We start from the raw sequence: 20,881 nt of genomic DNA, 5'->3' as shown, positions 1-20,881 counted from the left end.
AAATTTGGGAGGCAACAATGAAAGGACACAGGCACATTAAGATACGTGAAATCATTACACAGCAGGAAATCGAGACACAGGATGATTTGGTCGAGGCGCTGCGCGAGGCTGGTTTTCAGGTCACCCAGGCCACCGTGTCGCGGGATATTAAAGAGCTTTTACTTATTAAGGTTCCCATGGACGATGGCAGATATAAATATTCCCTTCCGACAGATCAGCGTTACAATCCGACGCAGAAGCTGAAGCGTGTGCTGGTGGACAATTTTGTGCATATCGACTCCTCCGGCAACCTCGTGGTCATGAAATGTCTCCCGGGGACAGCCAACTCTGTAGCCGCGCTGATCGACAATATTGATTGGCCGCAGATTATGGGCACCATTTCCGGTGACGATACGATCCTGATTATCTGCCGGCAGCCGGAAGACAGCCATGACGTCATTTCGCAAATTATGGGATATATATCCTAGAGCATAGATTTCTAAGCAATCATCTTTTCGGGGGTGCTGTATCCGTGTTAGAAACGTTATCGATCCGCAATCTTGCCGTGGTTGAAGCGGTGGAGGTGCATTTTTATCCCGGTTTTCATGTGCTTACAGGGGAAACTGGTGCAGGCAAATCGATTATTATAGATGCTCTTGGGCTGGTTGTCGGAGGCCGGGGCTCAGCAGATTCCATCCGCTACGGTACGGACAAAGCCGAGATGGAAGCGCTGTTCAGCCTGCCGGCCGCACATCCCGTATGGGAAACGCTGGAGCGTCTGGGCATTACGGCGCAGCCGGAGGAGCATCTGATTATCCGCCGTGAGATCACCTCCCAGGGCAAAAGCACGTCGCGCGTCAACGGGCAAATGGTCAATCTCAGCATGCTGCGGGAAATCGGTGAGCAGCTGGTCAATATACATGGTCAGCATGAGCATCAGAATCTGCTGAAGGCTGAGCGTCATCTGGGCTTGCTGGATACGTACGGCGAAGCTGTGATTGGTCCGCTCAAGGCCGATTATCAAGAGAAATACACCGCCTTTGCCAAGGTGGAAAAAGAGCTCCGCGAGCTGCAGGAAACCAGCCAGAAGGCTTATCAGATGCTGGATTTATACCGTTTTCAGCTGGAGGAAATTTCTTCCGCAGGACTAAAACCGGGCGAAGATGAATTACTTGCCGAAGAAAGGGTCAAACTATCCCACAGCGAGAAAATGATGGATTCGGTATCCGGCGCCTACGAGCTGCTGTATGACAGACAGGGGCTGGAATCCATCGGCAATGTGATTTCCCGGCTGGAGGATGCGGTGCGATATGACGAAAAGGGTCTCAAAAGCGTGCTCGACCAGCTTCAGTCCTCGTATTACCAGCTGGAGGATGCCGCCTTTCAGCTTCGCGATTACCGCGAGGAGATTGAATTCAACCCGGCCAGGCTGGAGGATATTGAGAACCGCCTGGACCTGATCTCCGGGCTCCGGCGCAAATACGGCGACAGTGTAGAGCAGATACTTGCCTATTATGAACAAATCAGCCATGAGACGGACTTGCTGGAGAATAAGGATGAATATATTGAGAAGCTGACGGTGAAACGCGATGGTCTGCTTAGCATTCTCATGGAAGCGGCAGAAGCGCTGAGCCAGGCCCGGCGGCGGTGTGCGGCTGATCTGGCCGCTCAGGTAGAGGGTGAGCTGAAGGACCTGCAGATGGAACGGACCTCGCTTCAGGTTAAGATGGACATCCTGGAGGACCCGCGCGGCGTTGAGTACCAGGACCGCCGATACCGGCTGACCCGGCAGGGAATCGACAGTGCGGAGTTCATGATCTCCCCCAATCCCGGTGAGCCGCTGCGTCCTTTAAGCAAAATTGCCTCCGGCGGCGAGCTGGCGCGGATTATGCTGGCGATGAAGAGCATTTTTGCCAGACATGACGCGATCCCTGTTCTGATCTTTGATGAGGTGGATACGGGTGTCAGCGGACGGGCCGCCCAGTCGATTGCAGACAAGCTGTACAAGCTGTCGTCGACCTGTCAGGTGTTCTCCATTACCCATCTGCCGCAGGTAGCCTGTATGGCTGATCACCAGTACCTTATCCGCAAAAAGGTTGAAGACGGGCGAACGATGACTGAAGTGGAGTCACTGACAGCCGAAGGCCGGGTGATGGAGCTGGCCCGGATGCTGGGCGGTGTGGAAATAACCGAAAAAACCTTGCACCACGCACAGGAAATGCTCGGTCTGGCCGAGGCCAGCAAGGCGGCTGCAGGGTAAGCGGAACAATGATTAACAGTAATAAAAGCCTGGGGGCAAGGTTATCTTATAGGTACGCAATTGGCGACCACCTTTTTCGTCAAGCGAAAGAAGCAAAAGGGAGCGTGACAGCCATTGAAGCCGAACCTCAGGAAGTTAATGCCCGGCCTTTTATTCGCCTTTTTTCTCAGCTTATCAGGCATAACGGGACCTTCCCAGAGCTATGCCTCGCCTCAGGATAACCCGCTTGACCAGGCCGTTCAGGGAGAAAACCGGGACCTTAAGGTAATACCGGGGGGACAGACGATTGGTGTGAAAGTGAAGTCCGCAGGCGTGCTTGTTGTTGGCCATCATCTGATTGAAGTATCACAGCAGTCCAAGCTTTCACCCGGAGAGAACAGCGGACTTCTGCCCGGGGATTTGATGATCTCCATCGATGGAGTGAAGCTGGACGAGGTCTCCAAGGTGGCGAAGCTGGTGGAGCGTGCAGGCCGGGCCCGCGAACCGCTGACCATTATGTTCAAACGCGGCGGCAAAGAGCATATAGCCAAGCTGACGCCGGCCTACGACCGCAATGACAAAGTATGGCGGCTAGGGCTGTATATCCGCGATTCTGCGGCGGGTGTAGGCACTTTAACCTTTTATGCGCCGGAGCAGGGAGTATATGGCGCGCTTGGTCATGTGATCACAGACATGAACACCGGTACACCCATAGTTGTCGGCAGTGGACACATCGTGCAATCCAGCGTAACCTCCATTTCCAAAAGCCAGGATGGCGATCCCGGCGAGAAGCGGGCAACCTTTTATAAAGAGAGCCAGGTTCTGGGGAATGTGGAGAGCAACACGGATTTCGGGATCTTCGGCAAAATGACCCGCAACCCGGATCACAGCCTGTACCAGGAGCCGATTCCGGTTGCCATGAGCGATGAAGTGAAGGAAGGGCCGGCGCAAATACTGACGGTCGTCGATGGACAGCGGGTAGAACGTTTCAACGTAGACATTATTCATGTAGCGCATCAGGAGACTCCGGCGACCAAAGGGATGGTGCTGCGTATTACGGACCCCCGTCTGATCGATAAGACCGGCGGCATTGTCCAAGGCATGAGCGGCAGTCCGATTGTTCAGAACGGCCGTTTGATCGGTGCGGTAACCCATGTATTCGTCAATGATCCGAAGTCCGGGTATGGCTGTTTTATCGAATGGATGCTCAAGGATTCCGGTGTAGTGCAGCTGGAGAATACTCTTCCCTATAATCTTAAGGCGGTTTAGCCTTAAGATTTTTTGTCGAAGCATAACGAGAAACATCGAACCTTGAAATAAAATATTTAATTATAATCCAACACCGAAAAAAAATAAAGAAAAATAATTTTCGACAGAAGGATATTGAACAGGCATGTCGAAACTGTAAGGGAGCGAAGATAAATGATTATTTTCGAATAGCAGATATAAATAAGGAGGAAGCAGCCAGTGCAGAATATTGAAGTGTTGTTGGCCGATGACAACAGGGAGTTTACGAATTTGCTTGCCGAGTACATTACGGAACAAGAAGATATGACAGTAACGGGCATCGCCTACAATGGGGAAGAAGTGCTTCAAATGCTGAGCGAAGCCCGCAAAATTCCCGATGTACTTATTCTTGATATCATAATGCCGCACCTGGACGGTTTAGGTGTCCTGGAGCGACTCCGCGATATGGATCTGAAGCCTGAACCCAAGATCATCATGCTGACCGCCTTTGGTCAGGAGAACATCACTCAGCGTGCTGTACAGCTTGGCGCCTCTTATTATATTTTGAAGCCGTTCGATATGGAGGTTCTTGCCAACCGTGTGCGTCAGCTCGTCGGAACACAGGGCAGTATGAGCACTTCATCGAGCATGTCCAATTATACGGGGTCCAGATCGAACAATGTGGTGCCGCTGTCCAAGGGCAAAAACCTCGATGCCAACATCACGTCCATCATTCATGAAATCGGTGTACCTGCACATATCAAGGGCTATCAGTATCTGCGTGAAGCCATTACCATGGTGTACAACAATATCGAGATTCTGGGCGCCATCACCAAGACCCTGTATCCGGCCATCGCTGAGAAATTCAAGACAACGCCATCTCGTGTAGAGCGGGCTATCCGCCACGCTATCGAGGTCGCCTGGACCCGTGGCAATATCGACAGCATCAGCCACCTGTTCGGCTATACGATTAATATCTCCAAATCCAAGCCAACTAACTCCGAATTTATTGCCATGGTCGCCGACAAGCTGCGGATTGAGCATAAGGTGTCTTGAAAGGGTAAGGATCAGGATACGTGAAGGGTTGTAAGGGGATTGGAAATAGTTTGCAGTAAGAACGAGTATGGCGGTAAACATCCGAAATTAGCCGCTTGAAGCCAACTAACTTCTATATGATAAATGTACTAATACCGTTGTTTATTGGGTTTGCCAAAAACCTAATGAAGGGCGGTATTTTTTATTATGACAGACATTCAATTTCAATTAGACAACTTCATGCTTTATTGTTCTTCCAAGAATTTGTCACGGAAAACACTTGCGAGTTACGAACAGACGCTGAAGCTTTTTATGCTATATCTCAAAAGTGAATTTCAAATTGAAGAAGTCAAAAAAGTTCAAACAGGGCATATGAGGCACTACATTAAATACCTGCGAGAGCGGAGAAAATACACAGGTGTTGCTGCATCGAGTTTAAAACATAGCAACAACCCAGAAGGCAGAAAAGACTACAAATCAGAAATCTCAACAACCACAATCTCTAATTACGTCCGAAATATCAAAGTCTTCTTCAATTACCTTTATCAAGTCGAGAAGGAAATAAACAAAAATCCTATGGAGAATATAGAGAACCCTAAAGTTGAACGCAAGCTAAAGCAAACATTGTTGCCCAATCAACTTAAGGGTATTTTCAATTACTTTGAATCCAGTACATTTCATCGTTACAGGAACCCTGTGATTACTAGACTTCTTCTTGATACTGGCATGCGTATTGGTGAATGTCTGAGTATATTACCTGAGAATATTGATTTCCAACACAAGAGTATCGATGTGATAAATGCGAAAAATTAACAAGAACGTTTCGTTTATTTCTCCTTTAAAACTGCAAACGAATTAAAGTCATGGTTACGCTACAAAGACAGATATTCTGAAAGTCCGTTTATGTTTCCCATCACTAAAGGTAACAGCTTGAAGTTCGTAACTATGAACGAGCTTTACGTCAGGCTGGTGAAAAGGTTGGAGTTCATGTCCATCCACATCTATTGAGAAACAATTTTGCGAAATATTACATCTTGAATGGAGGCGACTGGATATGACGAATCTGACGCGATTTATTGCGGCCATCCCGCTTCACGGATTGTTCGGAGTTGCAGAGGGGACAAGGCTGTTTATACGCCACCGGTGAGGCTTCCAAATGCACTTCCGCTTCATTGATGGAGAGAACACGTTGAAGTTGTAACTCTGGTAATCCGAGCAGTTCGTTGATATACTGGAGTGGCATCTGTCATATCCTTTTCATGTTGTTTGGTAGGACTTTCAACATTACAGGATTTACAGATGTTTTTCCATTTCTAACTACGGGTTTTCTCTCTTTCAATTTTCAACCGCTAATTTTGGTTTTGAGCCGTAATAATTGCAATAAAATTATTATTGACTTGAGTAGTATTTAAGATGTCTTAATCGTTTTAAATAGCGAAGTAAAAATTACTTATGTAATCTGAATATTTAAAGGAGGTAGGTAATCTAATGGGCAGTATAAAGTTTGCACTTTTTACAGATTTACATCATGATGTTATTCCAGATGGGTTAGAAAGATTAAATAGTTTTATAACAAGGGCACGTGAAGCAGAGGTAGATTTTATAATTGAGCTTGGGGATTTCTGTCATCCGTGCCATAAGAATGAAGAATTGCTATCAATATTTAATGATTTTGAAAAGCCACATTACCACGTAATAGGCAATCATGATACTGACCTGTATACTAAAAAAGATGTTATAAATTGGCTTGGTATGGAACACTCATACTATTCATTTGAATGTGGAAATATAAAGTTTATAGTGCTTGATGCAGCTTTTATTCGATACGGTAATGAATTTGAAGTATATCATAAGCGTAATTATGAAGTAACAGATGGTATATATCCATCAATACCTGATTTTGAATTAATTTGGCTACAGCGAGAAATTTCAGAAAGCTTGCTACCTATAGTTATATTTTCGCATCACAGCTTAGAAAACAGCTTTAGAAAACGTGGTGTATCAAACCGAGAAGAAGTACAAAGTATCATTAATCAAGCAACAGCTAATGGTAAGAAAATATTACTTTGTGTTAATGGTCACGACCATACAGATTCAATAGAAAAAATTAACAAAAATTATTATTTTACCCTTAACTCAATATCTTATAAATGGTTTGGTCCAGAATTTGAACATTTTTGCTATTCCAGTGAAATTCACGAAAAATATCCATTTATAAAAGATATTGTCTTACATAGTGAACCTTTATCTGCTATTATATCAATTGATGAACAATACAATATTGAGATACAAGGTATGGAAGGTGGCTATCAAAAAATTACACCAAAGGAGTTAGGGATTACTGGTCCTTGGGATGGAAGAATAATTTCTCCTAATGTATCTTCTATGTGGTTATTGTTTGAATAGTATAAAATTTCTTGATTTTACATGAGAATTTTTGGGTCAGAGTCAACTATTAAATTGTGAAAATAAGTATAGATCCGCCACTTGATTGGTCGAGTAATTTGGCAAATCAGGAGGTGGATTTTTTTGTGATTTCCGAAATATATGAATAAGAAAGGATATGCTAAGGATGCAGCCAGGATGTTAAGTAAAAATGATGTGACTGAAGATGATGACTTGGAGCTATAGAAGTAAAAATAGTAATGAAAGAGGTTTTAAAGCACGTTTAAATGCTGTATACTATAAGTCAAAGGAGTCGTGCTGTGAACACGACTCCCGAGCAATAGCCGCTTTTAAGGGCGACAGGCGTAATGATTAAGAAATTGGCAAATAAGACCGCATCCTTTTGGCAGGGGCGGTCTTATTTGCGTTTATTGCTATTTATGACATGGACGACTAATGTTGCGAACGCAATCATGAGTACCAGTGTTTCATAAACGCTCACGCGCATCACCTCCCTTCCGAGAGGCTCAGCCGACCGCCCTTGCAAGCCTATTCTATTGCTTCAGCAATTATATCATATTTTGTAGATGAATGGCATTTTTTTCCGCTCTTATTTGCGTTGTTTTTATGAAAGGAAATTGTAAATGACAGTATTTACGATTGACTTCCAGAAGCTTTATGACTGCTTCATGAATCGGATTTCCGGTAATTCTGCTGTAAAACCCTTGTTTAACAATAAACCGCACAAGAATTTATCATCCCTTTATGCTTGGCAGATATGATGTACCCTATTGTATTGTCTATATTTATACAAAAAACGACAATCTTAGGGAGGATTCTGCAAAGTGAAAAGGCATTTTCGACAGATTACTGCGGCAATCATTTTTCTGTTATTTCTTTCATTACTTCAGCCTGCGCTGCCTGCAGGAGCGGCGTTTGCTGATCAGACGGCGCCGGAATACGGCAAGGTCATTGATGCGCGCAAGACAGAGCTTGCGCCGGGGGCCGTGTACACATGGATGGATTTACAGAATGAACGGGGGCCGCAAAAGATACATACCGTGGAATTCAATCCGGCGAGTGCCAATTTGAAGCTGCGGGCCGGAACGAAGAGCGGCAAGGTGTACGGTATGAAAGCCGTGACCGAGATGGCGGCTTATGCCGATGCGCCCGGAAGCCGCGTTATTGCCGGCATCAACGGCGATTTCTATGAAATCTCCGGCTTTGCCACCGGTGTGCCGAACGGCATGTTTATGGACAACGGTGTTATTTTGAACAGCGGATCGACCTATTCTTTCGGTGTAAAGGCAGACGGCAGCTCCCTCTACGGCACACCGAAGCTGACCAAAACCGTTACGATCGGCGGGAAAACCAGCAATTTGACCAGCATCAACCGCTACCGGAATAGTGATCAGCTTGTGCTGTATACGGAGAATTACAATACCAGCACGAAATCGGCCAACGATGGCGACGAGGTGGTATTGGATGTCATTTCCGGTGAAGTGAAGAGCGGCCAGACACTGAAGCTCAAGGTGTCCGAAATTCGCAGCAGCCAGGGCGATACGCCGCTGGCTCCAGGCACAGTGGTGCTGTCTGCAAGCGGTGCATCGCGGCCGCTTCTGGCAGGACTTGCGCCCGGAGATGAGATCACGGCTTCCTTTGCCCTGGACGGTGAATGGAGCGAGGCTGCCCTTATTATCGGCGGCACGGGACCGCTGGTGAAGGATGGTGAGGTGCAGACCGGTGTCGGACCTGAGGGGGTCCATCCCCGCACAGCCATTGGAACGAAGGCGGACGGGAGCATCGTGCTGTTCGAAATCGACGGCAGAGCGCCGGGGTTCAGTGAAGGTGTCGAGACGGAAGAATTGGCCGCAATCCTCAAGGATCTTGGCGTAGTCAACGCCATGAATCTGGATGGCGGCGGTTCCTCCACTTTCGTAGCCAGAATGCCCGGAACTAGTGGTGTAAAAATGCTGAATCAGGGCTCCGACGGATATGAACGCAAGACCGGCAACGGCCTGCTGCTGGTCAATGCGGCGCCCGAGCTGAACACGGCGTCCAAACTGGCTGTTCAGCCAAGTGCAGAGCGGATTTTGCAAGGCTCCAGCTTCACCTTTACGGCGGCGGGAATGGATGCTAACGGGCACCCGGCTCCAATTCCGGGAGCGCTGAATTGGCAGGTTGATCCGGGCCTCGGGAGCATCGACGAGAAAGGAGTCTTTACGGCCGGTACGGCTGCAGCCTCCGGCAAGATCAGCGCAGCAGCCGGGGCTGTCCAAGGCAGCGGCGATATTGAAGTAGTAGACGAGCTGACCGGGTTGAAATTCCCTGACCTTATCAAGACCTACACCTCCGGAGCGACAGCGAAGCTGACGGTAAAGGCATTGCGGAACGGGCAGGTCATCCAGGCGGATAACCACAGCTTTAAATGGAGTGTGGAAGGCAATATCGGAACGGTGGATGAGAATGGCGTATTCAAGGCAACCAGCGAGAATGGCCAAAACGGCAAAATTATCGTCCAATACGGCACCGTTGAGGCTTCCTTCGAAGTGAATGTAGGCCTGCCTCCGGTTGTGCTGGAGGATTTTGAAGCGGGAATCGGCAAATATGCTGCCTCCAGCGCAAAAGCCAATAGCGTGGCTATCTCGGAAGTAACGGACCAGGATTATATCCGTGGTGGTGATAAGGCGCTCAAGCTGGAATATGATTTTGTTAACACTACAGGTACTTCCGGAGCATATGCCGGGGCAAGCTCGGTTGCGAACCGCATTCAAGTTCCCGGCTATCCGGAGAAAATAGGCATGTGGATCTACGGGGACGGGCAAAAGCACTGGCTCCGCGGACAGATGCGTGATGCCGACAACAAGGCGTTCGCAGTCGATTTTACCGATCAGGTGCAAGGGGTGGACTGGAAGGGTTGGAAATACGTTGAAGCCTCTGTTCCGAAGGGGAAAATAACACCGCTGACCATGGACCTGCCTGTCCGCTATATGGAGACAAGCAACCTGAATAAAACCGCCGGCGCCATTTATGTGGACGACATCCGTGCGGTATATGGCCCATTAAATGAAGACATGGCTCCTCCTGTAATTAAAAATGAGTACCCTGCGGCTGGGGAGATCGTGAAAACGGCAGCGCCGACCCTTTCCATGAACGGTGAGGACGAAGGCTACGATCCGGTCGCCCATCCCGGCACCACGCTGATTGATCCGGGTAAAACCCGGCTGTACGTGGACGATCAGCTAGTCGAGCATGGATTTTACCCGCCCAAAGGGCAAATTACGTACAAACCGAAGACGGCTCTTGCTGAAGGACGGCACAAGGTAAAGCTGGCTATCCGCGATATGAGCGGCAACCAGACGATTAAGGAATGGTATTTCATGGTGAACCTGGGTTCGCCGTATTATGTGTACCAGGCCCCGGACGTTTTGTTTGCAGGCGGAACCTATACGCTGGACATTAAGGCTGAGAATGCGGATAAGCTGAAGGAGGGCCATATCGGGTTTGCTTTTGACCCTGCGGCTGTAACGAATTTGCAGGTCATCCGGGGCAGCAAGCTGTCAGAGGAACAGATTGAGCCGGTCATTGATGCGGGGCGGGGCACCGTGCGCCTGAATCTGAGCCGCATGAACGAGGCCAGGCTGGACGCTTCCGACCTGATCGGGCAGATCCGCTATACCGTAAGGGGTGACTATGTCGGCCCGTACACCCTGGAGCAGACGGCGAATGAAGTTTCAAAGGCGCTGGTCATTGAAAATACGTCCGGCTCCGTCATCTCGACGGAAGGCAGCGGCCAGCCGATCAGCTTTATCGGGGAACCTGTTGCCGCATCCGTCAAAACCAGTTTAAAGCTGAACTGGAACCATTATAATATCGCCAAAGGGTATGAAGCGGCTTTTACTGTAAATGAAGCTGAGTCCGGTGCCGCCGTGCAGGGAGCCAGTCTGCTGATTAACGGAACCGCCGCAGAGGCTGTTTCGGATGGCAGCGGTACGCTGATTACAGGAGCGGCAACCATGACGGAAGGAACCTTTAGGGTGCAGGCGGTAAAAGACGGTCTTTACAGTCCAGTAATGACCTTTAAGGTGGCTCCATATGACGGAACTGCTGCACCGCGCAACGTGAATGTTACGATGGGCGCGGACACCGCGACCTCCCGCCAGTTCACCTGGCAGACAGATCCGAATACCATGGACAGCGTCGTTGAACTGATCAAGCAGGCGGAATTCACAGGTTTTGAAGAGGGCAAGGGACTGCGGATTGAAGGCAGCAGCTACATTTACAACACCAACAATGACGGGACTATGCGCGTCCATAAGGCAGAGGCCACCGGCCTTGCGCCAGGAACGAAGTATGTTTACCGTGTTGGTGACGGAATAGGCAATGTTAGCAGCCAAGGCGCCTTTACAACGGACGGCGGCGGGCGTGAGTCCACCAGGTTCCTGTTCATCGGTGACTCCCAGGCGGATAGCAAAGCAGGCTTTGGGCTGTGGGGTACCACCCTCCAGAAAGCGTTCGAATATATGCCGGATGCTGAGATGCTCGTCCATGCCGGTGATATGGTGGACAAAGGCTTTGAGCAGGAGCAGTGGAACTGGTGGTTTGAAGCCGCGCAGCCGCAACTGCTGAACACGACGCTGGTGCCCATTATCGGGAACCATGAAGTGATGGGCACCAACGGCGACGGCGACTACCTGGCCCAGTTCAACAATCCGCAGAATGGGGCGGACAGCGTCAAGGGCAGCAATTATTCCTTTGATCTCCAAGATACGCATTTTGTCGTGATGAATACCGAGCACGGAGCAGCCGAAATGACCGAACAGGCGGAGTGGCTGGACCGCGATTTGACGGCCAGTGACAAGAAGTGGACCGTTGTCTTTTTCCACCAGGGGCCGTATGGCAGCATCTATTCCAATGAACGCGTGCAGGCAACCTGGGTGCCAGTCTTTGACAAGCACAATGTCGACCTAGTGATGAACGGGCATGACCATATTTATTTGCGGACCTTCCCGATGAAAGACGGCAAGCAGGTGTCCGAAGGCCAGGGAACCCGTTATGTCATCGGCGGCTCTTCCGGGCCGAAGTTCTATGCGTTGACCGAGCGTTTCTGGCAGGAAAAAATCTACGATGAAGACGAGCAGATTTTTACTGCAGTTGAGATTAAGGACCGTGAGCTGACTGTTGTCGCCAGAACGGTGGCCGGTGCCGAAATCGACCGTCTGGTCATTGCCAAAGCGCCTCCGGAATCGGTGACACTGGATCGTACTGCGGTGGATATGGAGCCTGGGCAAAGTATACAGCTTCAGGCTGCGGTGCACCCCGACGACGCCAGTACCAAGAAGGTGAACTGGTCCGTCGTTTCAGCAGCTCCGCAAAATTCCGTAACGGTTGACACGTACGGGCTGGTCACTGCGGTGCAGGCGGGAACAGCCAAAGTGAGGGCGACAGTGGACGGATATCCGGCGATTTATGCGGAAAGTACAATCACGGTAGATCAGCTGCAGTCCCTCGCTTTGCAGGGCAAGGGCGTGCTTCAGGCGGGCCAAAGCGACCGGACAGTGACAGAAGCTGTGTATGCTTCAGGCAAACGGTCATTCATTACGGAAGGTCTGCGCTATTCCAGTCTGAATCCGGCCGTTGCGTCCATCGACGATCAAGGGACGGTGCAGGCGTTAAGCCAAGGCGCAACGGTTATTTCGGTAACCTACCGCGACTTGACCGCACATTATGATCTGACTGTAACGCAGGGCGGTGAAGCCGTCATGACAGGCATTGCTATCAAGGGGCCGGATACACTCCGGCCGGGAAGCAGCGGAACGGCTGTGGTCCATGCCGTTTACAGTGACGGCAGCACGGCGGAATTGACTGAAGGTGTTGTTTACAGCACTTCGGATCAGACGGTGGCTGTAATTGACGAGAGCGGTGAAATTCACGCTATGAGCGAAGGAACGGCAACGATTCGCGCAGAGTACGGCGCTATGGGCGCGGAGTATGTGCTGAAGGTAACAGCAGACGAGCCGGGTCCTACTACGGAGCCGACGCCGCAGCCGACAACGAGTCCAGCTCCTACACCGGAGCCAACCTCCCCGCCATCGGGAGGGCAGCCTGTAGGAACGGCAGCGCCGACGGCGCAAGCTGCGGCAGCGGCAACACCGGCAGCATCGGCGGCGCCGGGCGTTGTAAGCCTGACGGCGGCCCAGTTAACCGGCAGCCAGAACGCAAGCAGCGGGGTTGCCATTACCGTTGACGGTGAACTGGAAGAGCTCCAGCTTCCAGGGAATGCGGCGGAGCTGCTGGGGCAGGCATCGCTAACAGTAAATGCCGCTAATGTGAGCATCACCATTTCGTCTGCTGTATTGGCGGAGCTACGCGGCAAAGCCGGTGACGGGGCTCTTGCAGGCAGCAAAATTTCACTGAAAGCGGCAGCTGTTCCAGCGGCAGCCGCCAGCAGCCTGCTGGCCCGTGCCGGTAGCCTGGCGGGAGCCGAGCTTCAGGCCGTTGGCGTTGTGCGGGAATGGTCGCTCAGCATCGTAACAGAACAAGGCCGGTCATTCGGGCTTGGGCAATTCTCACAGCCGGTCACGATTGCTTACGAAGTAAATGCAAATGTCGACAGAAGCCTGCTGGGTCTGTATTATCTCAGCGATGACGGCAGGCTGGAATATGCCGGCGGGCAATGGGTGGACGGCAAATGGGCTGCAGCCGTCAGCCATTTCAGCAAATATGCCGTATTGCAATATGACAAGACCTTTGCCGACCTCCCGGCGAGCCATTGGGCGGTAAAAGCCGTGAAGCAGTTGGCCGCCAAACAACTGGTGCAGGGAACTTCGGCCGGGCGGTACGAGCCCAGCCGGGCTATTACCCGCGCCGAGTTCACCGCGATGCTGGTCCGGGCGCTGGGGCTGAGCGGCCAGGCATCCTCCGCATTCGCGGATGTCCGCGCCGACAAGTGGTATGCCGGTCCGGTCGGCCTGGCTGTCCAGGCAGGGATTGCCATCGGCCAGTCGGCGGCGAAGTTCGCGCCGGATGAAGCCATCTCGCGCCAGGAGATGGCGGCGATGCTGGTTCGCGCCTACGGCTACGCGGCGCGCAGCGGGGCGGCGGCAGATGCTCAGGCTGCCGCTTTCACCGACATCAGTCAAGCGCCGGAGTGGGCCCGCCAAGCCATTGGCGAAGCGAGCGCGCTAGGACTTATGCAAGGGCGCGGCCAAGAGCAGTTTGCGCCGCAAGAGCAGGGCACCCGCGCTGAAAGCGCGCAGATGCTGCTGAACCTTTTGGACAAATTGCAGAAATGATTCTCCTGCTCCACGTATAAGCTTGTAACGCAAGCAGACCGCCGGGCTTCACTGTCCGGGGGTCTGTTTTTTGTGATAGTGGAAGTGTAGGGGGAGAATTTGGAATTATCCAATAAGGTCCAAAATCCATTATATGTTAATATGAAATGAGGATATTAATTATAAAATGTATGAGGAGATTAATTATGCTCTATGAGGATTTATTGAAATCGTTATTTGGAACTATGTTAAACGAAGAATATTTTAGGCCCATGGTTGAACCCTCTGGATTCAGAAAACATGTTGCAGTCCTAAAGTCAGTTGAAAAAGGTGAGCGATACTATACATTGACCTCAATGCGATAATACACCAATGCAAGTGTACTAACGCTTAATATAGATTGGGACATCGAACCGGAGGCTCAATCCTATGTTCATGAACATAACCATTTCGAGCTATATATTGACGAACAATATGACTGCCGAATGATTAATGGTGGAAGCAGGTCTGATCATGCATCTTATAAATACGTAATATCCCCACCATTACCTGACGATATATCCGAACTTCAATTTAGGTTTAGACGATATAGCCACCCATTTAAGAAGATTGAAACAGGTGATGAAATCGTTTTTTGAGAGAACTGCGAACATTAATCAATAAGTCTATCTGCAAAAGGATGAGTAAGGTGGAATGTGTAATTTTTATTGGAATACAGGGCTCGGGGAAGACGACATTTTATCAGCAGAGCTTCTTTAAAACGCATATGCGCATTAACCTGGATATGCTGAGGACAAGGCATCGGGAGGATCTGTTCCTGGCGGCTTCGCTGGCAGCGGTACAGCCGTTCGTGGTGGATAATACGAATCCTACCCTGGAGGACAGGCGCAGGTATATCGATCTGGCTAAAAAACATAAATTTAAGGTCATCGGTTATTACTTCGAACCTGATTTTGAACTGTCGCTTGCCAGAAATGAGAAGAGAACCGGTAAAGAAAAGGTGCCGGTGACCGGTATTAAAACCACCATGAATAGGCTGCAGATGCCTTCCTATGCTGAGGGATTTAACGAATTGTTTGTAGTAAGAACGGAAGAAGGGAAGTTTGAGGTGGAAATGCTACAGTTGCTCTGAGAACATAAAAACCGCTACAACGCCGGAAGTATTGCTCCAGCCGTAGCGGTATTTTCGTATGTGGCAATTTGGGCCTGAACATGCAGTAGCCACTCCGCTTACACCCGAATATCAATCGCAGCTGAAGCGGAGCCTGTACCGGCAGCCTGATCCGATGTTGCTCCGGTGGATGCGGCCTCTGGAATGAGACATGGCCTTGTGGCTGGTCATCGTAAGGAAAAATAAGTCATTCGGCCAGCGTACACCAAACTATTTCCGGTATTAATTGTTATATTGAAACACAATTTATTTTGTTGTGTTATGATGTAACAGGACTACATCTACGGAACGGGATTCAACAAGCTGAAGGCGTTCCGGGCGAAGCAAGGCAAAGAAACCTCCTATGTTTCCTTTGGTATGAACGGGTAATCGTTTTTTCAGCAGAGGAATACGGGGCAGGAATGGTAATAGGAAAAATTGAGAAATATAACCTTAGCGATGTACGGAACGATACATTTGAAGGCAGAGAATAATGTTGCCCTTTTTTACAGCCATCTATTCATCTTGATCCATACACGAACAACAAAATGGTATGACAGAAAAGGGGAAATCTACAATGAGAGTGAACATCAAATTTACCGCCAAAGGCAAAGCCGCAATTGAGAATTTCAACAACGAAGAACTTCTGGAAATTTTCGCTAGGTATATTAAAACATTGACCAAGAAATACGACATTGAAGTGGATATCCCGCTTGAAGTGAACCAGAATATCGTGAATGACGGAACCCTTGTTGCGATGGCGCAGAATGTGAATTGTGATGTGGATACTTTTTTTAAGGAACTGAGCCGGGACATCAAGGTTCCCCTCAAAAAAAGACTGGGCGGCAAACTGGAGAATGTGTTCAAAACGGAGTTCATCGAGTAGTCCTTCATTTGTCCTGTTTCCGGTGAAGAAGGAGAAAAGGATGCGTATACTCAAAGTTTTGACGGTGTTATCATTGTTAACTCTGATCCTGTCTTCAGCAGTTTCCGCAGCAGCGACTGATGTAAATCTTCCTTACACAGTTTTGGACACGGATGGCATCAGTATTGTGCCTGCGGGTGAAGGCAGGGTAATACTGAACAACAAGTTTGAGGAAAAATACGACACAGCTTCCGGCTGGAAAAGTGAGCTTTTTGGTTCACAGCTCTATGTTAAGGATGAGTCTGCCCATTTCTGGTCGCTCTATGATTTGACTGGAAAAAGCATTCTGTCTAACCAGCCGGCACCGCCAGCCTCCGGACATGAGGCCCATTTCATCGGGTTGGATACAACGACGCGGGAGGCTTCGTTTGCAATCTTTTCTTCCAGCGGCCACATTTCCGTAATTACTCTTCCCGTGAAATAAGCGGCGGGCAACACGCTAATCAACAATGAACAAAAATAAGAAGCCCAACCTCCCTGTAGGGTGGAGGTGGCTTCTTTATTTTGGTTGCAGAAGAGACATTGCAAAAGAACAGTTTATATGTTGAAATGTGGGAATAATAACGAGATCAATCCTCAGAATGGGTAGGACTGCTTATGTTTCTCTCGGTCAGAACGCTTTGAATAATCTCAATGAAATCGGCTGAAGCTTTAGCCTCCACCGCCAGATCGTAGATGTTCAACAATTGTTCGTCAGACAATAGTTCTAAGGATGAGGGGCGCGGAGAAGGATGAAAGTAATAATCCATTAGATTCCTCCATCGGTTATTTAGTAGGTGTTATTATACTACAAATCTATTTAAATGGTACCATTTGGAAGGTAACCCGTCTCCTGTCATTCGCCGGGTGAAATATTCTTTACAAGAAAGGCAACATATGGGATAATACTTATTTACTATATAATGGATTAAAATAAAAACAACCACCCGTTAGCCGTAAGGCATGGGATGGTTGTTTTTTGGCTAAAAGTTAGGATTCGGAGGTGTCTTCCCTTGAGGCTAAATATCTTCTGAGCCTGGTTTCATTAGGTTCTGATACTGTAGCGAATTGTTCTCCCTCCTGAAACGTAACAATTTTACGTTCGGAATCGTAACTTTCAACTTGGTTGAGACTGACTACATTGCTGCGGTCCAGGCGTTCGAAGTTTTTGCACTTATAAGCAGCAAAGAGATCGGAAAGCGTGGTAGGGAGAACAAACTCGCCTTCTTTGGTATGGACGAATATTGTATTCTTATAACTGGAGAAATACAATATATCTTCTTCCCCAATATCCCGGGAGGAACCGTCGTTTAGCAAGACTCGCATGTTCTCCCCATCCTTTAATTACTTCCGCAATTCTTTTGGTGCTTCTGGGCTATGAAAGGCTGGTTTCATGATTGAAACGAAGAATCTTGCTGATGCTGCAAGTGCAGAGGAAGTATATTTAGCAAGTGACTTTTTCATGTTATTACCTCCTTTTTTTGTTTTATTACTGTTAAGGATTGGACAAAAAAAGCCAACCCAACTACAGAAGAATGAATTAAAAAATTCGAACCTGCTAGAATGATGGATATTAATTTTAATGCAGGGTATATTTTAAGTGGGATTCTGGCATTTTTGTCAGGGTTCGGTGCAAACACGACTATAATCAAAAAGCTGATCCCGCTCAAAAACCAAAAGTATTGTTCAGAAAAAATGCTTAGGAATGGAGAAGCTGTGCTTAAAAAAATCGTAACGATATTGCAGGCTGTAGCTGTTTTTAAATGAAAGCCGCCAGAGGATAAACGAAGTAACGAGAAACTGAAAAGAAAAATGAGAGATTCTGAAAAATGTCCGGTTACTATGCCTATAAGTGCGGTTGCTAGTATGATAAAACAAGTATTTAAGATAATGTTTAATGAATATTGCATGATCTCGATAGAGTAGGTATCCTCCGAATTAGCATTTTTGATCGCAACAGCAATTCTATTTGCTAAAAAGTTCATTATCACTTCGATCCTTTTTAAAAGATAAAAATAAGTAAATATATAATGGAATACCATATGCCAGAGGCATTAGAAAGAAAAACCGTGAATAATGCTTGGTTAGTATTATCATAAATAAAACTATGAAAATAGACGGTATGCTTAATGCGAAGATTTTTATTTCACGCAATCTAATTTGTACTTTTTCATTTTGTTTGTCCGGAACGAAATCAAAACCTAATCTTCTTTTGCCGACAAATGAACCAATTAAAATTGCAGAGGTTGCAGAGATGATCTGTAATATGTAGACACCAACTGAAGTAAAGGGGTATGTCAAAGAATACATTCCTGTTAAGCTCAGTATAAAATAGCAAGTGGATTGAATTAACATGTAGGAAAGGTAGGTTAGTCCGTTCATGATAGCAGAATAGAAAATCTGAATTCTAAACATCAGCCACAAAAAGAAAAAGGTTAACAAATACTGAATTACAACATCAGTTAATATTAATCCAATAATCGTAGCGAAGTACATACGATATAAATCCCATTAGCAGGCTGGCAAATAGAATTTCTTTGAAATAGATGTCAATTTTGAATACCTTGAAAGCCAAATAAAACATGGCATAGGTCTCCAGTACCGAAAACACCATAAACAGTACAAATTCCAGCATGCTTACACTCCCGATGTTCAGGATCACTCAACTTGTATTCTTGCAAATATTATACATAATGTACTAAAATACAACAACAGCATTTTACACTATTCGGCAATTTTTTGAAAAATAGTTTGAGAGGGGCAGTCTTATGAACCAGCGTCCACAACCAGGAGAATACAGTGAATTTCCGGCCCGTTACATTTCTTTGGTCCCCCCTGAAGGGGAGCTTGCGGCTGTGCTTAGGGAACAATCCCGTCTGATGTATGATCTGTTGGACGGGCTGAGCGAGGAACAGGGCTGCTACCGCTATGCAGAAGGCAAATGGAGCATCAAGCAGCTGCTCGGACACCTGACTGACAATGACCGCATTATGTCCTACCGGTTGCTCGCAATTGCCAGAGGGGAGAAAGCTCCGCTGCCCGGGTATGAGGAAAATGACTCGCGGCGGCAGGAGAGTTCGAGCGGTTTACGCTCAGTGAAATGGTGCGGCATTATAAGCTGGTACGCCAATCTACAATTGCGCTGCTGGAGAGTCTGCCCGAGGAGGCATGGACCCGGATGGGGACGGCCAGCGGTAATCCGATTTCTGCCAGAGCCATAGCCTGTGTAATTATTGGACATGAGCTGCATCATCTGGGTGTCCTGAAGGAGCGGTATTTGAAGTAGCTTTTTGCCGTGCTTCGCGATTATGGGGACTTTTGGTAATGAGGGAGGTCTGCGGATGGGCTTATTGAAGGGTATACTGCATTTCTTCATTCCTAGAGAACGCACACTGGTGTACACGACTTTTGATCAGACTCAGTATTTCAAAATAAAGGGCCGCCTAAGTGCCGCAGGGATTCCTCACCGTTCCAAAATCAACGGGGGCATGAAAGCCCTGGGCCAGCGTGCCCAATATGGCGGAAAAGCTACTGTTCAGCATGATCTCTACGTGCGCAAGGAAGATGAGCACCGTGCAGCGCAGGTGATTCATTAGAAAAGCAAAAAGCACACATTAGCGCGCAATTTACAATTCCGCAATGTGTGCTTTTTTGTGGCCGAATCCGTGGTTGACCGTGCAGGAGCAGTGGGATTGCTTCAGCCGGTACTGCGGCCTCTCTTTTAGAGCGGCGGATTCTTATGGCATTTGCGGCATACCGGGTAGTAGGCTTCATTGCCGCCGATCTGGATTTGTTTGCCGCTGTAGACGGGCTTGCCGTTCTCTACGCGGAGCGCCATGGTGGCTTTCCGTTCGCAGAACCAGCAGATCGTTTTCATTTCTTCAATTTTGTCTGCGTAGATCAGCATATATTTGCTGCCTTCGAACAGATTGTTCTGGAAATCGTTTTTGAGCCCGAAGGCCATAACCGGAATGTTCAGCTCGTCGACGATCCGCACCAGCTGGAGGATGCAGTCCTTGCTTAAGAATTGGCATTCATCAATCAGCACACAGTGGGGCTTCGGCAGGTTGCTGCTGACAATGCTGTATATATCCGTATTCTCGTCAATAGGGATGGCCTGCTTGCGCAGCCCGATACGGGAGGAGATGTAGCCCACTTCGTCCCGGTTGTCAATGGATGGAGTAAAAATAAGCACGGACTTGCCCTGCTCCTCGTAATTATGCGCAACCTTGAGTATCTCAATGGATTTGCCGCTGTTCATTGCCCCGTATTTGAAAAACAACTGTGCCACGTCCATCTATCCTTTCGTTAATCAGCCTGATGAGTTCTTATCCGAAAAATGCGACTTTATTAGAGTAGCATAATCTCAGTAAAACTAGCCAGTAAACATTTCGGGTAAGAGATAAAGAATGTTATAATTAACGCGGTAATGTGTATTTATACAGGAGAACGTTTACAGAAAGAAGGCTTACAGTTGACGGACAAGATGGAAGACTACACAGAAAAAATAGCGGCTCTGCAGGAAAAAGGGGAGCTGACTGCGGAAACACTCAGCCTGCTGATGGAAATGCTGGACGAAATGGCGGAGCTGAACCGCAGCAACAAGGCGCTGCGCCGGGTAATTTTGAAGGGACAATCCACGATGTCAACCCGCTTGCGGGATGCGCTCTACGAATAGACAAATGGGG

20 protein-coding genes and 1 pseudogene are annotated in these 20,881 nt (G+C 48.2%); 14 read left to right on the top strand and 7 right to left on the bottom strand.

What is annotated here, in order from left to right; all coding sequences use genetic code 11:
- The first annotated feature begins 17 nt into the window (after positions 1-17).
- From ahrC to JI735_RS31080, 5 genes are all read left to right on the top strand, one after another.
- Complete coding sequence (gene ahrC, locus JI735_RS31100) at positions 18-467, top strand: transcriptional regulator AhrC/ArgR (RefSeq protein ID WP_020428435.1); 450 nt, start codon at positions 18-20, stop codon at positions 465-467.
- 44 nt (positions 468-511) lie between these two features.
- The gene (recN, locus tag JI735_RS31095) at positions 512-2,239 is read left to right on the top strand and encodes a DNA repair protein RecN (RefSeq protein ID WP_202676765.1); all 1,728 of its coding nucleotides are present in this window, start codon (positions 512-514) and stop codon (positions 2,237-2,239) included.
- A gap of 138 nt (positions 2,240-2,377) precedes the next feature.
- Positions 2,378-3,487, top strand: a complete 1,110-nt coding sequence (spoIVB, locus tag JI735_RS31090) for a SpoIVB peptidase (protein WP_233476135.1) — start codon at positions 2,378-2,380, stop codon at positions 3,485-3,487.
- 198 nt (positions 3,488-3,685) lie between these two features.
- A complete protein-coding gene (gene spo0A / locus JI735_RS31085) occupies positions 3,686-4,501 on the top strand; it encodes a sporulation transcription factor Spo0A (RefSeq protein WP_020428438.1) in 816 nt (271 codons plus the stop codon).
- 186 nt (positions 4,502-4,687) lie between these two features.
- Positions 4,688-5,293 (top strand): tyrosine-type recombinase/integrase, encoded by a 606-nt coding sequence (locus JI735_RS31080; RefSeq protein ID WP_051051728.1) that lies wholly within the window; start codon positions 4,688-4,690, stop codon positions 5,291-5,293.
- 214 nt (positions 5,294-5,507) lie between these two features.
- On the opposite strand, the gene JI735_RS36535 is transcribed toward JI735_RS31080, so the two are convergent.
- Complete coding sequence (locus tag JI735_RS36535; protein WP_209439940.1) at positions 5,508-5,723, bottom strand: hypothetical protein; 216 nt, start codon at positions 5,721-5,723, stop codon at positions 5,508-5,510.
- Between the two features lie 245 nt (positions 5,724-5,968).
- Between JI735_RS36535 and JI735_RS31075 the strand changes: the two genes are divergently transcribed.
- On the top strand, positions 5,969-6,886 hold the full coding sequence (locus JI735_RS31075) for a metallophosphoesterase family protein (RefSeq protein WP_039835053.1): 918 nt from the start codon (positions 5,969-5,971) through the stop codon (positions 6,884-6,886).
- Positions 6,887-7,283: 397 nt separating this feature from the next.
- Here JI735_RS31075 and JI735_RS38025 read toward each other — a convergent pair whose 3' ends face one another.
- Complete coding sequence (locus JI735_RS38025) at positions 7,284-7,373, bottom strand: putative holin-like toxin (protein WP_411830016.1); 90 nt, start codon at positions 7,371-7,373, stop codon at positions 7,284-7,286.
- 337 nt (positions 7,374-7,710) lie between these two features.
- Here JI735_RS38025 and JI735_RS31070 point away from each other — a divergent pair, with 337 nt between their 5' ends.
- The 4 genes from JI735_RS31070 to JI735_RS31055 all read left to right on the top strand — a co-directional run bounded on the left by JI735_RS31070 (position 7,711) and on the right by JI735_RS31055 (position 16,638).
- Entirely contained in the window at positions 7,711-14,160 is a 6,450-nt protein-coding gene (locus JI735_RS31070; RefSeq protein WP_202676764.1) for a phosphodiester glycosidase family protein, read from the top strand.
- A gap of 667 nt (positions 14,161-14,827) precedes the next feature.
- The gene (locus JI735_RS31065) at positions 14,828-15,271 is read left to right on the top strand and encodes an ATP-binding protein (RefSeq protein WP_039835048.1); all 444 of its coding nucleotides are present in this window, start codon (positions 14,828-14,830) and stop codon (positions 15,269-15,271) included.
- A gap of 595 nt (positions 15,272-15,866) precedes the next feature.
- Positions 15,867-16,175, top strand: a complete 309-nt coding sequence (locus JI735_RS31060) for a hypothetical protein (RefSeq protein WP_039835047.1) — start codon at positions 15,867-15,869, stop codon at positions 16,173-16,175.
- A gap of 40 nt (positions 16,176-16,215) precedes the next feature.
- Entirely contained in the window at positions 16,216-16,638 is a 423-nt protein-coding gene (locus tag JI735_RS31055) for a hypothetical protein (RefSeq protein WP_039835046.1), read from the top strand.
- A gap of 145 nt (positions 16,639-16,783) precedes the next feature.
- On the opposite strand, the gene sda is transcribed toward JI735_RS31055, so the two are convergent.
- The 4 genes from sda to JI735_RS31030 all read right to left on the bottom strand — a co-directional run bounded on the left by sda (position 16,784) and on the right by JI735_RS31030 (position 18,828).
- Entirely contained in the window at positions 16,784-16,963 is a 180-nt protein-coding gene (gene sda / locus JI735_RS31050) for a sporulation histidine kinase inhibitor Sda (RefSeq protein ID WP_039835045.1), read from the bottom strand.
- Between the two features lie 220 nt (positions 16,964-17,183).
- Complete coding sequence (locus JI735_RS31045) at positions 17,184-17,519, bottom strand: LytTR family DNA-binding domain-containing protein (RefSeq protein ID WP_039835044.1); 336 nt, start codon at positions 17,517-17,519, stop codon at positions 17,184-17,186.
- Between the two features lie 134 nt (positions 17,520-17,653).
- Positions 17,654-18,178 (bottom strand): accessory gene regulator ArgB-like protein, encoded by a 525-nt coding sequence (locus JI735_RS31035; RefSeq protein ID WP_157771351.1) that lies wholly within the window; start codon positions 18,176-18,178, stop codon positions 17,654-17,656.
- A gap of 473 nt (positions 18,179-18,651) precedes the next feature.
- Entirely contained in the window at positions 18,652-18,828 is a 177-nt protein-coding gene (locus JI735_RS31030; RefSeq protein WP_157771350.1) for a hypothetical protein, read from the bottom strand.
- A gap of 133 nt (positions 18,829-18,961) precedes the next feature.
- Here JI735_RS31030 and JI735_RS37580 point away from each other — a divergent pair.
- From JI735_RS37580 to JI735_RS31020, 3 genes and pseudogenes are all read left to right on the top strand, one after another.
- Positions 18,962-19,186, top strand: a pseudogene (locus tag JI735_RS37580) (DinB family protein); the annotation flags it as partial.
- 107 nt (positions 19,187-19,293) lie between these two features.
- On the top strand, positions 19,294-19,479 hold the full coding sequence (locus tag JI735_RS37575) for a DinB family protein (protein WP_325175556.1): 186 nt from the start codon (positions 19,294-19,296) through the stop codon (positions 19,477-19,479).
- 55 nt (positions 19,480-19,534) lie between these two features.
- Positions 19,535-19,789 carry a hypothetical protein gene (locus JI735_RS31020; protein ID WP_039835041.1) on the top strand — a complete coding sequence of 85 codons (255 nt, stop codon included), beginning with the start codon at positions 19,535-19,537 and terminating at the stop codon, positions 19,787-19,789.
- A gap of 125 nt (positions 19,790-19,914) precedes the next feature.
- On the opposite strand, the gene JI735_RS31015 is transcribed toward JI735_RS31020, so the two are convergent.
- Positions 19,915-20,484, bottom strand: a complete 570-nt coding sequence (locus tag JI735_RS31015; RefSeq protein WP_020426438.1) for a thymidine kinase — start codon at positions 20,482-20,484, stop codon at positions 19,915-19,917.
- Positions 20,485-20,667: 183 nt separating this feature from the next.
- Here JI735_RS31015 and JI735_RS31010 point away from each other — a divergent pair, with 183 nt between their 5' ends.
- Entirely contained in the window at positions 20,668-20,871 is a 204-nt protein-coding gene (locus JI735_RS31010; RefSeq protein WP_020426439.1) for a hypothetical protein, read from the top strand.
- Positions 20,872-20,881: the final 10 nt, after the last annotated feature.

The organism is Paenibacillus sonchi (assembly GCF_016772475.1).
Taxonomy (GTDB): domain Bacteria; phylum Bacillota; class Bacilli; order Paenibacillales; family Paenibacillaceae; genus Paenibacillus_AQ; species Paenibacillus_AQ sonchi.
Note: the sequence above shows the minus strand (reverse complement) of the source record. Positions and strands in the feature narration are given on the sequence as shown.

Coding starts and splice junctions, on each gene's coding strand:
- ahrC (WP_020428435.1), top strand. CDS start 18: ATGAAAGGACACAGGCACATTAAGATACGTGAAATCATTACACAGCAG.
- spoIVB (WP_233476135.1), top strand. CDS start 2,378: ATGCCCGGCCTTTTATTCGCCTTTTTTCTCAGCTTATCAGGCATAACG.
- JI735_RS31080 (WP_051051728.1), top strand. CDS start 4,688: ATGACAGACATTCAATTTCAATTAGACAACTTCATGCTTTATTGTTCT.
- JI735_RS36535 (WP_209439940.1), bottom strand. CDS start 5,723: ATGCCACTCCAGTATATCAACGAACTGCTCGGATTACCAGAGTTACAA.
- JI735_RS31075 (WP_039835053.1), top strand. CDS start 5,969: ATGGGCAGTATAAAGTTTGCACTTTTTACAGATTTACATCATGATGTT.
- JI735_RS38025 (WP_411830016.1), bottom strand. CDS start 7,373: ATGCGCGTGAGCGTTTATGAAACACTGGTACTCATGATTGCGTTCGCA.
- JI735_RS31060 (WP_039835047.1), top strand. CDS start 15,867: ATGAGAGTGAACATCAAATTTACCGCCAAAGGCAAAGCCGCAATTGAG.
- JI735_RS31055 (WP_039835046.1), top strand. CDS start 16,216: ATGCGTATACTCAAAGTTTTGACGGTGTTATCATTGTTAACTCTGATC.
- sda (WP_039835045.1), bottom strand. CDS start 16,963: ATGGATTATTACTTTCATCCTTCTCCGCGCCCCTCATCCTTAGAACTA.
- JI735_RS31045 (WP_039835044.1), bottom strand. CDS start 17,519: ATGCGAGTCTTGCTAAACGACGGTTCCTCCCGGGATATTGGGGAAGAA.
- JI735_RS31035 (WP_157771351.1), bottom strand. CDS start 18,178: ATGAACTTTTTAGCAAATAGAATTGCTGTTGCGATCAAAAATGCTAAT.
- JI735_RS31030 (WP_157771350.1), bottom strand. CDS start 18,828: ATGCTGGAATTTGTACTGTTTATGGTGTTTTCGGTACTGGAGACCTAT.
- JI735_RS37575 (WP_325175556.1), top strand. CDS start 19,294: ATGGTGCGGCATTATAAGCTGGTACGCCAATCTACAATTGCGCTGCTG.
- JI735_RS31020 (WP_039835041.1), top strand. CDS start 19,535: ATGGGCTTATTGAAGGGTATACTGCATTTCTTCATTCCTAGAGAACGC.